14 protein-coding genes are annotated in these 12,008 nt (G+C 55.9%); 5 read left to right on the top strand and 9 right to left on the bottom strand.

Annotated features, from left to right (window positions below):
- Nucleotides 1-12: 12 nt before the first annotated feature.
- Together GS632_RS11125 and GS632_RS11120 are read right to left on the bottom strand one after the other, a co-directional pair.
- Nucleotides 13-770, bottom strand: a protein-coding gene (locus GS632_RS11125; protein ID WP_171728249.1) for an IS5 family transposase whose coding sequence is annotated in 2 segments (ribosomal slippage) — nucleotides 13-449 and nucleotides 449-770 — 759 coding nt in all. Because the reading frame shifts where the segments join, the coding sequence is not laid out codon by codon here.
- Nucleotides 771-1,092: 322 nt separating this feature from the next.
- Entirely contained in the window at nucleotides 1,093-1,383 is a 291-nt protein-coding gene (locus tag GS632_RS11120) for a hypothetical protein (RefSeq protein WP_171093500.1), read from the bottom strand.
- 209 nt (nucleotides 1,384-1,592) lie between these two features.
- Between GS632_RS11120 and GS632_RS11115 the strand changes: the two genes are divergently transcribed.
- Nucleotides 1,593-2,033, top strand: coding sequence for an excinuclease ABC subunit B (locus GS632_RS11115; protein ID WP_171179314.1), 441 nt, complete (start codon nucleotides 1,593-1,595; stop codon nucleotides 2,031-2,033).
- An 18-nt stretch (nucleotides 2,034-2,051) separates the two neighbouring features.
- On the opposite strand, the gene GS632_RS11110 is transcribed toward GS632_RS11115, so the two are convergent.
- A complete protein-coding gene (locus GS632_RS11110) occupies nucleotides 2,052-2,474 on the bottom strand; it encodes an excalibur calcium-binding domain-containing protein (RefSeq protein ID WP_171179312.1) in 423 nt (140 codons plus the stop codon).
- 119 nt (nucleotides 2,475-2,593) lie between these two features.
- On the opposite strand from GS632_RS11110, the gene GS632_RS11105 reads away from it, so the two are divergent.
- On the top strand, nucleotides 2,594-3,070 hold the full coding sequence (locus tag GS632_RS11105; RefSeq protein ID WP_171721765.1) for a pyridoxamine 5'-phosphate oxidase family protein: 477 nt from the start codon (nucleotides 2,594-2,596) through the stop codon (nucleotides 3,068-3,070).
- A 3-nt stretch (nucleotides 3,071-3,073) separates the two neighbouring features.
- Here the strand turns inward: GS632_RS11105 and GS632_RS11100 are convergent, their stop codons facing one another.
- The 5 genes from GS632_RS11100 to GS632_RS11080 all read right to left on the bottom strand — a co-directional run bounded on the left by GS632_RS11100 (nucleotide 3,074) and on the right by GS632_RS11080 (nucleotide 8,467).
- Entirely contained in the window at nucleotides 3,074-3,481 is a 408-nt protein-coding gene (locus GS632_RS11100) for a universal stress protein (protein ID WP_171179308.1), read from the bottom strand.
- A gap of 73 nt (nucleotides 3,482-3,554) precedes the next feature.
- Nucleotides 3,555-3,872, bottom strand: coding sequence for an antibiotic biosynthesis monooxygenase (locus tag GS632_RS11095; RefSeq protein WP_171179307.1), 318 nt, complete (start codon nucleotides 3,870-3,872; stop codon nucleotides 3,555-3,557).
- Nucleotides 3,873-4,015: 143 nt separating this feature from the next.
- On the bottom strand, nucleotides 4,016-6,304 hold the full coding sequence (locus tag GS632_RS11090) for a glycosyl hydrolase family 28-related protein (protein WP_171721766.1): 2,289 nt from the start codon (nucleotides 6,302-6,304) through the stop codon (nucleotides 4,016-4,018).
- A 138-nt stretch (nucleotides 6,305-6,442) separates the two neighbouring features.
- Entirely contained in the window at nucleotides 6,443-6,844 is a 402-nt protein-coding gene (locus GS632_RS11085; protein WP_171179302.1) for a DUF4864 domain-containing protein, read from the bottom strand.
- Between the two features lie 48 nt (nucleotides 6,845-6,892).
- Nucleotides 6,893-8,467, bottom strand: coding sequence for a lysine--tRNA ligase (locus tag GS632_RS11080; RefSeq protein WP_171179450.1), 1,575 nt, complete (start codon nucleotides 8,465-8,467; stop codon nucleotides 6,893-6,895).
- 380 nt (nucleotides 8,468-8,847) lie between these two features.
- On the opposite strand from GS632_RS11080, the gene GS632_RS11075 reads away from it, so the two are divergent.
- The 3 genes from GS632_RS11075 to GS632_RS11065 all read left to right on the top strand — a co-directional run bounded on the left by GS632_RS11075 (nucleotide 8,848) and on the right by GS632_RS11065 (nucleotide 10,480).
- Nucleotides 8,848-9,585: a class I SAM-dependent methyltransferase gene (locus GS632_RS11075; RefSeq protein WP_171179300.1), complete on the top strand. Its 738-nt coding sequence runs from the start codon at nucleotides 8,848-8,850 to the stop codon at nucleotides 9,583-9,585.
- Complete coding sequence (locus GS632_RS11070; protein WP_171093518.1) at nucleotides 9,582-9,956, top strand: EamA family transporter; 375 nt, start codon at nucleotides 9,582-9,584, stop codon at nucleotides 9,954-9,956. Before GS632_RS11075 ends, GS632_RS11070 begins: the two co-directional genes overlap by 4 nt.
- A gap of 101 nt (nucleotides 9,957-10,057) precedes the next feature.
- Nucleotides 10,058-10,480, top strand: a complete 423-nt coding sequence (locus GS632_RS11065) for a tellurite resistance TerB family protein (RefSeq protein WP_171093520.1) — start codon at nucleotides 10,058-10,060, stop codon at nucleotides 10,478-10,480.
- A 26-nt stretch (nucleotides 10,481-10,506) separates the two neighbouring features.
- Here GS632_RS11065 and dacB read toward each other — a convergent pair whose 3' ends face one another.
- Nucleotides 10,507-11,985: a D-alanyl-D-alanine carboxypeptidase/D-alanyl-D-alanine-endopeptidase gene (dacB, locus tag GS632_RS11060; RefSeq protein WP_171179298.1), complete on the bottom strand. Its 1,479-nt coding sequence runs from the start codon at nucleotides 11,983-11,985 to the stop codon at nucleotides 10,507-10,509.
- Nucleotides 11,986-12,008: the final 23 nt, after the last annotated feature.

Here is a 12,008-nt window from a genome sequence, read left to right as displayed (position 1 = left end):
TAGGCTCAGGACTCATAGCCAAAAGATAACGAGTGCGGCGAGCGCGATTGCAGAGAGGAAGACCTTGGGGCATCTGTCGTACCTTGTTGCCACTCGCCGCCAGTCCTTGAGCCTGCCGAACATGATCTCGATCCGGTTACGTCGTTTGTATCGTCGCTTGTCGTATCGAACTGCCGTCTTGCGTTGCTTTCGACCGGGGATACAGGCGCGTATCCCTTTGTCTTTCAATGCTTCTCTGAACCAATCAGCGTCATAGCCTCGATCACCCAGCAGCCAATCGACCTTTGGTAGACTGGAAACGAGAGCCCGAGCGCCGATGTAATCACTGACCTGACCGGCGGTTACGAAGAAGTTCAACGGTCGTCCAGTGCTGTCACAGATCGCGTGAAGCTTGGTGTTCATCCCGCCCTTTGTCCGCCCGATCAGACGGCTACGTCCCCCTTTTTCACCGCAAGGCTCGACGCCGTGCGATGGGCTTTGAGGTAGGTCGCGTCGATCATGACTGTCTTCTTTTCACCGTGATCTGCGGCCAAACCAATCAACATCTCAGCAAAGATTCCCTTCTCGCTCCATCGCTTCCAACGATTGTACAACGTCTTGTGCGGCCCGTATTCTTTGGGTGCGTCGCGCCACCTTAACCCATTGCGATTAATGAAGATAATTCCGCTCAGCACGCGCTTATCGTCAACACGGGGCTTGCCATGGGACTTCGGAAAGAAAGGTGCAAGCCGCGCCATCTGCGCATCGCTCAACCAGAATAGATCAGACATGTTCACCGCTCGTTTTTCGGCCCGTGAATCACGCAACCAAACGGAAATCAATGGGTCCTGAGCCTAATGCCGAAATCTGATCAACTGGCACGATAATCTCCTTTAAAAAAAGAAAAAGTTTATCACAGACTGAATTTATTTCCAAATTGTGGAGCAAGCTTAAATTTAGGACTCAATAAATTCCACCAATTACGTATATGGGAGCACCAAGGGTAGGGTAGGTTTCCAAACCATTGCTCCGAAGCGACCCAAACGCATGATGTGTTAAAACCCCATTCTGCACTACACAAAAAAATGGGCGGGTAACTCCCCGCCCTAACCTTTACCCCTTATCCCAATGGGCAATCACATCGTATCCGACCGGTGAGGGCGGGCCTTCCATGAATTCGGCGAAATGGCCCCACAGCTCGGCCACTTTGGGCGCGTTTGCGTTCGAGGTCTCTTCGCTTTCCACCACTGAGATCACATAGCCCGATCCGTCCTCGTTCATCACGTTGGTAAAGCAATGCATGCCGGGCATGCCCATGATCTCGGATTTCAATTCGTTCATTTTTGCCGTGGCGGCCTCGCGCGTGCCAGGCTTCATTTTGAATTGGGTAATACGTGCAAACATTACTTTCCTCCCTCACGTGACAGAACTGTCATGCGGCGCACCCAGAACGGCCACGCCGCGCGCATCCTAGCACAGGGGACTGGAATCTCAGATTGATACGTGGGATTTTCGGCCATTTTCAACCAAGCGCCTCACTGCGCGCAAGCATCTGACACTTCAGGGTTGCAACCTAGAGCCCCGCGGAACTTGCCTTGCCCTGTTCGGCGGCTATGTCCCCTCTCATGCGTGCAATCCTGACCTCTCTGATCTTTGCCACCCCAGCCTTGGCATGGGAGGCGACGGTGGGCGATATCTGCACGCTTTCGCATGACACAGGTGCCGCGACGATTTTCCTGACCTATGACCCGTCTGCGCCGCTCTACACGCTGACGGTCACTCGGAAAGATCAGGTCTGGGCCCAATCCCCGTGGTTTGCCATGCGGTTCGAAGGACGAAACCCCATCGAAATCGCCACCCCACGCCATGTCTTGTCCGACGGAGGGTCCGCGTTGACGGTGACAGATACCGGCTTTGGCAATGTGCTGGATGGGCTGGAGTACAATCAGGTCGCCTATGCGTTCACGCAAGACGGGATCGCAGAGTTTCCCCTGAACGATGCAGCGCCGCAGGTACGTATCTTTCGCACCTGTGCAGGCGCACAATTGTCCTGAATGCGTTGAGTAAATCCACTAAGGACGCACAAACTTGGCATTGCCGACCGCACGTTGTTGCGGCTCTGGGCGGCTTTCTGATTGCGCGGCCTGAGGTGCAGGCGTCTCGGTAAACCCACAGGCAACGCCGTCTCCGTCCGGGTCATTGCGCGTGTGGTACCCCGGCTGGCCTTCACGGAACGGCCCGATTCCCATGGCCTGCGTCGCGTCGCACCCCGCCAGCGCGATCAGGTGTATCACGGCCTCGTCCCTATTATACTCGGACACCCGTATGAAAACGCCCACCGCGATCAGTACAGTCGTAAGGGGCAGCAATAGTACCATAACCAGAATGCGCACCGGGGACAGTGCCTGTCGGCGCGCGGCCTCGGCCCGCTGGTGCCGACGGGTTGATCTTGGGTTGAGGTCAGGCGCGCCCTGCGTGGGTTTCTTGAACAGCATGACTGGGTCTTACGATGGATATGTGGCAAAGCCGAGGCAATCGGATCGAAAGGTTGGCGGGCCGCCGACTTACGCTCTAGTGTCACTGCGAAACCCTGACTGTGAGGTCTAGCCAAACCGTGACCAGTCCCTACCAAACCCCAGACGAAACGGTCCGCGCGCAGGCCAGCGAGCTTTTGGAGCAGGCGCGGTTTGCTGCGTTGGCGGTTTTGCACCCTCAGACGGGTTTGCCAACACTGTCCCGTATCGCGCTGGCTACGGATACGGATGGCCGCCCAGTCACGCTGATCTCGTCACTGGCCGAACATACTCAAGCCCTGAATGCCAATCCAAACTGCGCCCTTCTGGTCGGAGAGCCCGAAGAAAAGGGTGACCCGCTGACACACCCCCGCCTGACACTTCACGCGGTGGCGCTTTGGGTACACCGGGACATGCCAGAGTATGCTCCGCTGCGTGAGCGGTATCTAAGCCTGCGGCCCAAGGCAAAGCTGTATATCGATTTCGCCGATTTCAGTTTTGTCAGGTTCACCATCAAGGATGGTTTGCTGAACGGCGGTTTTGGCAAAGCCTATCGCCTAACAACGGTCGATTTCTGATGGTCAACGAACCACGTGGACAGCGCAACTTGCATGTCGCACGACGTGGGAAGCCGTCGAGCCCAGCAAAAGATCCTGCATCCCCGGACGGTGCGACGCCATGATGATCAGGTCGGGTTTATTGGCTTCGGCCCAGTCCAGAATGGTCCGACCAGAATGCCCTTCGATCACCAATCCGCGTGCATTCGGAACCTGCGACGCCAATTCATCCAGCTCGGCCTGAATCGCCTTTCGCGCTTCGGTCAGGTATTCGGGTGGCATGTAGGAAATCGCATAGTTCGGAATATGCTCAACCACATGCAACAACGTCACCTGGGCGTCTGGCGTGGCCAACAGCTGAGCCAGTTTCAAAGGCCCGGATGTGTCTCTTTCAGCGTCGAATGAGATCGGGACAAGAATGTTGTGATACATAGCGTGAGCCTCCGTTTTGCAGGCTCACTTTGAAACATATTGTTGTTGCAGGCTTTGATTCAGGTCAGGAATCTCAGAATGTCTCGGCCACGTCATACATGACCGGCTCAAAGCTTTTGCACAATTCGTTGATCTTGCGATTGCGGTCGCGCATCTCCGGCGTCCTCAACATGGCAAGGAAATCGTCACGACGCTCCCATTGCGAGTAATTGGCGATACGGGTTTGAGCATCGTTCACATGCAACCCTGCAGACACAAAGCCCGGCTGTTTTGAGATGAAATCGGCATAGGCTTCAGTGAGGGCTTCCAACAGATCCTGACAGGTGCCTGGCGTCATTTCAAAGGTTGTGATTACGGTTTGAACACTGGCGTTTTTGGCGATTTTCGGCATTGGGATTCTCCGTTTGTTTTCCTCAGACTAGCACACCCAACAAAAAGGTCGCCTATTTCCTGCCAGCGCAGTAAAGCAACGCCAGTTGTGCCTGGCATAGCACTAAGAATTGACCGCCCTATTCAGGGCGGCCACTGATGTCTTTATTTGTCCATCCGAATCAAAGCAGTGACTTCGCCCTTAACTTGCTCAGGCCATTTAAGGGTCAAATTAACACCAAGAGACCCCTGCTCGGGTAAAACGTGAGGTGCCGCAAAAACCTGGTTATTGAAAACCCCTGTAAGCCCACCGAGCACTGTAACACTATCGCAACTGCGCGCTTTGCCGTTGAACGGCAGTTCGCCATTTGACAAAACCGGCCAAAAACTTGCGGCCGAGTTTTGCTGACGCCGGACTCTCAGAGGATGCGCGGTCTTTTTTGTGACACCGTGATAGGTGTTGTTCTGGAACGTCACATTCGCGTGCTTGTTGTTGTTCAAATCCGCTAAAGACGTGTCGATCCTTTCCGCCCGATCTATTGAACCGCTTGTGGCCCTAAACTTGTTTCCAGTCACAGCCAAACCATTCAGGAAATGCCCGGCCCCATAGGGACGCACAATGAAAAAACTGAACCAGGACGGCGCTTGACTTGAATAAAAGATATTATCGGTGATGCTCATTGCGCTGAACGAGAATCCGCTGGTGAAAGCGGGTGAGGCATCCCGTTCGTTGGTCCATTCGATGAAACAATTGTCGACATAGTTTTCGGCAATAGTGGAACTGTTATACGTGCCGATCATGATCAACCCAGCCGTGCGAACGCCCTGCGGTATGCCATCGCCCTGGAAAAAATGGTTGCCCAAAACCATGTTGTTGTCGCCGCCCAGAACGGCAAAGTGCTTGAAACGCACTGCCTGGTTGTGACGCAGTTTTACGTCATTTGAATTGGTGTTCAGCCCAATCAAAGAACGATCCGTCACATCGAAGGATTCTTCCGCTGACAGGAACTGACAATTGTCGATCAACATCCCCTTGCACCCTGTCGCAATCGAGGTGATCCCCCGGTCTTTGGGGCGACTGACAAAACAATCCTTCAACTGAAATGTGCTGCCCGACGCCGCAAGACGGATGGCGCTGCACCTGCTGTTGCACTGGAATTCAATCTGCTCCATGCCGAACTTGCGCAACGTGTTAAATCCGCTGAAGTCCAGTAGGTATTTGAACGCGTGGAACGTGAAGGTTTGCGTACCCGACGCATCATAGATTGGTGCGTTCAGGATGATCTCACCAGCACCAACGTTTTTTGACCGCACGTAGATTTCGCGGCCAACACCACTGCCCTGCACCAAAGAGCCCACAGGAATATTCGCAACATTGGCGACATTGGTCAGTCGTGTTTTGTCCGTAGGATCATAGGTTGCCACCGATGTGAATGTCTCGGTATCCCAAGCGCTACTGCTTTTGACATCGAACTGACCGTTGCGGATCACGCGGCGTGTGGAAAACCCGCCTTGTTTGTTCGGAACCGTTGCAGCCATGTCAATCGGAGCTGTCACCGAAATTTTGCGACCGCCCAGATCCAGTGATTCATGATCGGTGTTATTCAGCAGCGCCTGAAACGCCTTTTTGAAAGCCAATTCTTCATCGCCAAAGGCCGCTATATAGCTTGGCAGATGGAAGTCTTTGGTCAGCAACAGCATCTTGTCATCTGGCATCGTGACTGTGCCTTCAAATTCCATCTCAGAGGCCATGCTGGTGTTTTCCCCAAGATGATAGGTACCTTGCGGCACATAGACTCGACGACCACCAGCTGCCTGATCTGCGGCCTCAAATGCGGTGGAATCGTCGGTTACACCGTCTCCCACAGCGCCGTAATCCCGAACGTCCACCAGGCTGATCATTTCACGAAGGAAAACACTGGTGACGTCGGTGATCTCAGGATCATCAACACGCACCAAAGCACCATTGGCCCCTTCGATGTCCAGACCGAAATGCCCGTAAAGCGCAGCAAGCTCCCAGGGCATATCAACGCCCGGACGCTGGCCGGTGCCCACAATGGCCGTGATCTCATGTACCGAGCCATAGCCCGATAGCTGCGTAGCCGGTCCTTGCTCGACAACGCCCGCAACGTGCGCGTCCCCCGCACCGCCTGCCCATGCTGCGACCCGTACAGACGGTAACGGGCCGCTAATTGCTTTCACTCGGGCTTTGACCTGCAAATAGCAGCCGGGCAATATCGGCGTCTGCCCCATAAAACGCAGCTGCTGCGTGGTGTTCACCTTCAGAATCTCAAGACATCCGCCAAAATCCGCATCTGATGGTACAAATACGCCGGTGCCGGACCCGCCGTAGGTAGGCGAACCGGGCGTCCCGTCCCCCGCAGACCAGACCGTCAGGCCATTCGCAAACTGAGGTGGCATGAACACGATGCCGTCGGTGATTGCCTTGTTCATAGAAAACCCTTTCTCAATCGCGCCGCGCCAATTTGGCGACGCGTCCAAACCTCGTGTTCAGGTCCGTCCCGAACGCGCCAGTTTGAATACCGAAAGGGGATTAATCACGGTTCATCGCACCGTGACGGTGGTGTTGCGTCAGACCGCAGGATCCGAGTTGCTCAAAAGCTGAACCCCGTTGATCTTCCAGCCACTCTCCAACGGAACCATCTGATAGTCCAGAATATGAACCAGCCCGTTTCCGTCGGTGATCATTACCTTCTGCCACAATGACCCGGCAATCTCGCGCAGTTCCAGAAAGCGTACATCAGCAGGCCGCCAAACCATTGGATACCCATTGCGTACCATCGCTCCGAAATTGTCCGGGTTTCCGAAGAGACGCTGGATATTGGGGCTGGCAAAGGTAAAGGCCGTGGCGAAATCATCCGCCTTGAAGGCCTGCATCTGGGCCGCGATATTGGCCTCGATCTCGGCGCTCTGGGCAAACGCACCTGAGGCCAGACCGGCACTCAAGGACAGGGCAAGTAGTAAACGACGCATGGGGCTACCTCCTGACGGAACGGTAGCCCCTTGCGGGATCAGGTCAAATCAGACCAGCTCTCCGGCCAGGGCCTTGTCGATCAGCGCAATCGTTTCCGGCACGCCATAGAGGGCAATGAAGCCACCAAAACGCGGGCCTTGCGAGGCACCCAACAGCACCTCGTAGAGTGCGGTGAACCAGCCACGCATCGGGTCGAACCGCTCGCGGCCGATCGAGTAGACCACCGACTGCAGCGCCTCATCCTCGGTGGGGCCATCATATGCTTCAAGCGCTGCCTTCAGTGCCTCCAGCGCCTCACGTTCCTGATCTGTAGGCGCGCGATGCTTGCGTGTCGGTTTGACGAAATCGTTGAAGTAGCGCACAGCAAATCCTGCGGCCTGATCCAAATCAGGATGGCTTTCCGCCGTCGCTTCTGGCGCATAGCGGCGAATAAAGCCCCACAGCGTCTCTTTGTCTTCCGCGCCAGACACCGATGCAAGATTCAGCAGCATCGCAAAGGGCACGATCAACGTCGATTCAGGAACGTCACCGCCGTGGATGTGCCAAACCGGGTTGTTCAACTGCGCCTTCAGATCCTGCCCCGGATAGGCCCGCAACTGCTGATGATACTCATCGTAAGCTTTCGGGATCACATCAAAATGCATCCGCTTGGCCGTTTTGGGCTTTTGGTACATGAAATACGCCAAGCTCTCGGTTGGCGCATAGGTCAGCCATTCGTCAATCGACACGCCGTTGCCGGACGACTTCGAGATTTTTTGACCGTTTTCATCCAGGAACAGCTCATAGCTGAAATGCTCGGGCGCACGACCACCCAGCGCACGGCAGATCGAGTCATAGATCTTTTCGTTCGTCGCATGCTCTTTGCCGTACATCTCAAAATCGACGCCCAACGCCGCCCAACGCGCGCCAAAGTCCGGCTTCCATTGCAGCTTCACATGGCCCCCAGTGACGGGAACGGTCCATTCCTTGCCGGTCTCATCGTCAAAGGTCACGGTGTATGTTTCTGCACAGACCTTTTTCATCGGTACATACATGACCCGCCCGCTTTCAGGGTGCAGCGGCAGGAAAATCGAATAGGTCTGCTGGCGCTCTTCACGCAAACTCTTGAGCATGATCGCCATGATCTCATCATAGCGTTCAACCGCACGCTTGAGAATTTCGTCAAACTGCCCGGACTCGTAGAACTCTTTGGCCGAGTAGAACTCGTACTCAAACCCAAATGTGTCCAGGAACCGCCGCAGCATCGCGTTGTTATGCGCACCAAAGCTGTCGTATTCGCCAAATGGATCCGGCACCGAGGTCAACGGGCGTTGTAAATGCTGCTCCAGAATCTCCGGGTTCGGCACATTGCTGGGCACCTTCCGCATCCCGTCCAAATCATCCGAGAAACAGATCAGCTTGGTCGGAATGTCAGAAAGCGCTTCGAACGCACGCTTTACCATTGTGGTCCGAGCAACCTCACCGAAGGTACCGATATGCGGCAGACCCGAAGGGCCATAGCCGGTTTCAAACAACACATACCCCTTTTCCGGAGCACTTTTCTGATAGCGTTTGAGCAACCGGCGCGCCTCTTCAAAAGGCCAGGCCTTGGACGACATCGCGGTTTCACGCAGTTCAGACATTTCAATGTGCTCCATAGGGAAAGGTGCTCTGGTTGCCCCATGCAACCGGACCGGCCCCTCCTATTGTGCCAGTGCAGCATGAGTCAATAAAGCAGTCGCCCGTTTCCTGCCATAACTGACCAGAAACCGGTGTTTCCCCATGCTCAAAGAGCTAAAGTCTCTTGCACTGCTCCGAATACTCGAACGCTTTCTTCAATAGGCCCGAGACGCAGGTTTCACAGCTAAGCCTTACTGAAGCCACAATGCTGGGACGATTGTGCTCTCCGAAACAAAAAAGACACGGGCCGCACGCTCTGGCTTGACCTGCATATTTCACGGGCTTCTCAGGCCATGTATGACTAAGGCAAGATCAGGAAGCTTACCGGACCAGAGGACAGAAGATGCGACGCGAAACCACCAATCTGATCCGCTTTGTGCTTGAGGACATCGTACCGCCAATCTTGCGCGACAGCGCCGCGTTTCACTGGCTCGCACGTCGGGTCTGGGGTGAACATATCACCCGGCTAGCGGCATTCCGCGAACGCGCGCCTTTTCTGACAGACGAAGAATACGAAACCCTGTATCGCGACCATCCGCGCGTTCATGACGGAACCGACAATTCCGAAGCCTGCATAGATCGGATTGCCAAAGACATCATCGGCGACAGCATCTGCGATGTCGGTTGCGGCACCGGCGTTCTTTTGCAGCGTATCCGTGCCCAGCGCCCAGACATAACCGCCATGACCGGCGTGGATTTTGTGGTCGACGACGCGGAAGCTCTGGACAACATCAGCTATGTCGCCGCACGGATCGAGGATCTGCCCTTTGAAGACAACAGCTTCGACACCGTTATCTGCACCCATGTGATCGAGCACCTGTTGGATTATCGCCAAGCGATTGCGGAACTGCGGCGGGTCGCGCGCAAGCGCGTCATCATTGTGGTCCCGCGTGAGAGGGAATACCGCTACAGCTTCAATCCGCACTTTAACTTCTTCCCCTACACCCACAGCTTTTTGCGCGCTGTACATCCCAGCCCGAGCGTACATGTCTGCGAAGATATCGGGCGCGACATCTATTACTGCGAAGACCGCCCTGTGGATCAAAGCAACGAAAAGCCCGTAAAGGATCAGGCGGCATGAGCGCCACCGCGCCAACGGTTCTGATCTGGACGGGCTTGCTGTTGACGCCTGTCATGATCTCCGCCGGTCAGGTGTTGTTCAAGCTTGCAGGCGGGCGGATCGACGGGCGCGACGCCACAGGCTTAGTGGGCGTAGTACACACCCTTTTTGACCCTTTTTTGCTTGTCGCACTTGCGATCTACGGGTCCGCGACGATCCTTTGGATTTACGTCCTCAGACATGTGCCTTTGTCGCAAGCTTATCCGTTCATGGCGCTTAGCTTTGTGCTGGTTCCCCTCGCCTCGTGGCTGTTCTTTGGCGAAACGCTGGGGCTGCGCTATTGGATCGGGGCCGGGCTTTTACTGAGCGGAATGGCGGTGATGAATACCTGACCGGTTTAACCTGCCACACAAACGCGGCAAACAAGATGTTGAACCTGCCCTGCCCCCCTTCTATCCTGCGCCTTTGAAGAACCCCAAGCAGGATGCACCGAATGACCGAGCAAGTTCCCCACCCGATGTCCCCACAGGATTGCCTTGTGGCGATCATGGTTGCGATTTCGGCATCTGACGAAACGATCCGAACCGCTGAACTGGTCAAGATAGAAGTTGCGGTGAACATGCTGCCGGTCTTCGCCGGGTATGACATCGACCGGATGCGCCATGTGTCACAGATCGTTTTTGATCTGTTCGAACAAGAAGACGGCTTGGATGCTCTGTTTGGGCTGATCCGCGACAACCTTCCTGAACGGCTGAACGAAACAGCTTATGCGCTGGCCTGCGATGTTGCCGCCGCAGACGGATCGCTGGCCGAGACCGAGCTGCGTTTGCTGGAAGAAATCCGGTATGAGCTCAGCATCGATCGCTTGCACGCTGCCGCAATCGAACGCGGTGCCCGCGCGCGTCACGCCGTCTGACAACAGGCGTCGTCGGGTTTCACAGCTTAACTGCCATATAGCGAGCCCCACCGTTCAAGCAGTGCGCGTTGCAGCTTTCGCGACCTTCGGTTCCAGCTGCGCGCGCCATCCGGACGTTCACGCTGAGCACGCGGTATTTTCGCGCGTTTCGCCACGTCTGCCGTGAAGATAGCAAAGGCCAGGTCGACCCCGTCTGCTGTTGTCAGGAAACCGCCCAGCCCGGAAACAAAGTTCAGTGTCCCGGTCTTGGCGTCAACCTTAACTGGGTGGTTCTTGACGACTCGACCATTCCGATCGGTCAAGGCAAAAGGTTTCATCAACGGGCGCAATATCCCCGACTTCTGTGCGACCACCAAGGCCGAAACCAGATCTGCGGGTACAATGCGCGAAGCATCACCAAGACCGGAATGATCGACCATGGCGATACCGTTCACACCAAAGCTCTCCAAAGCCCATCGGTTCATCTCGGCCGCCGACTCTGCCAAGTTCCTGGGATAAACACCCCGTGCCTTTGTCGCCGCCAGTCCGACCATCTCAGCCGTCAGATTGGTCGAGTATTTCAGCATCCCACGCAGAATACTCTCCAGCGGATCACTGCGATGCACCACAAGATCCAAGCTCTGCGGGCGCTCTCGTGTCACCTGCACCCGTCCCAGCACGATCCCGTTTGACCGCGCCAGGGTTCGGAACACATCCCCTGCATAAAGCGCGGGTTTACGTACTGGCAACCAGCGGGCTCCGCCATTCCCCAACGCACCTTTGGCCACGGTCCAGCGATCCTGGCGCGCGCTTGGTTGATAGGTATAGATCGGCAGGCTTCGGCTCTCGACGCGCATCGAGGCTACATCCACCGCAGGCACATAGCGCGCGCTGCGCGCGTCCATGCTTACGTCATATCCTTTGCCCGCGCGCTTCCACTCAAAGTGCACCCGGTTGAAATTCAACGAAATCCCGCTGATGGCAGGACTGTACCCCACATGATCGGGCTGTCCAGGGTCGATGCTGAAAACAAATGGCAGTGCCCCGTCGTAGACCTTGAACGCACCACGCACCTCGGTAATCCCAGCCTCTCGCAGGTTGGCCGCCATCGAGGCTAGTGCATCAGTATCCAACAGTGGATCCCCACCGCCCGCCAGGATTAAATCGCCATGCAGGATGCCGTTTTCGATCGGTCCATCCGCCACCAGACGGGTTTCAAATCGGTGATCCGTGCCCAAAACGTCCAGGGCATAAAGCGCGGTCAACGCCTTGCCAACGCTGGCGGGGGGCAAGGCGGCCCCTTCTCCAAACACCTCCAGCTGCGCTCCGGTCGCTACATCCGCAACCGCAAACACAACCTCGCCTTTTAACCCGGCCGCAGCCACCAGGCGTTCGGCCCCGCTTAGCGGCACACCGCGGATCTGCGGCCTGAGAGAAACTAGCGGGGCCTGTGCAAGACCTGCTGCCGGGATTAGAGATGCCCCTAATCCCCCCAGAAACACACGACGTGAAAAACGATCAGCCATAGCTGAATTAAAATCCCACAGAA

This window comes from Ruegeria sp. HKCCD7296, assembly GCF_013110775.1.
GTDB lineage: Bacteria > Pseudomonadota > Alphaproteobacteria > Rhodobacterales > Rhodobacteraceae > Ruegeria.
This window is presented reverse-complemented; position numbering and strand designations above follow the sequence as displayed.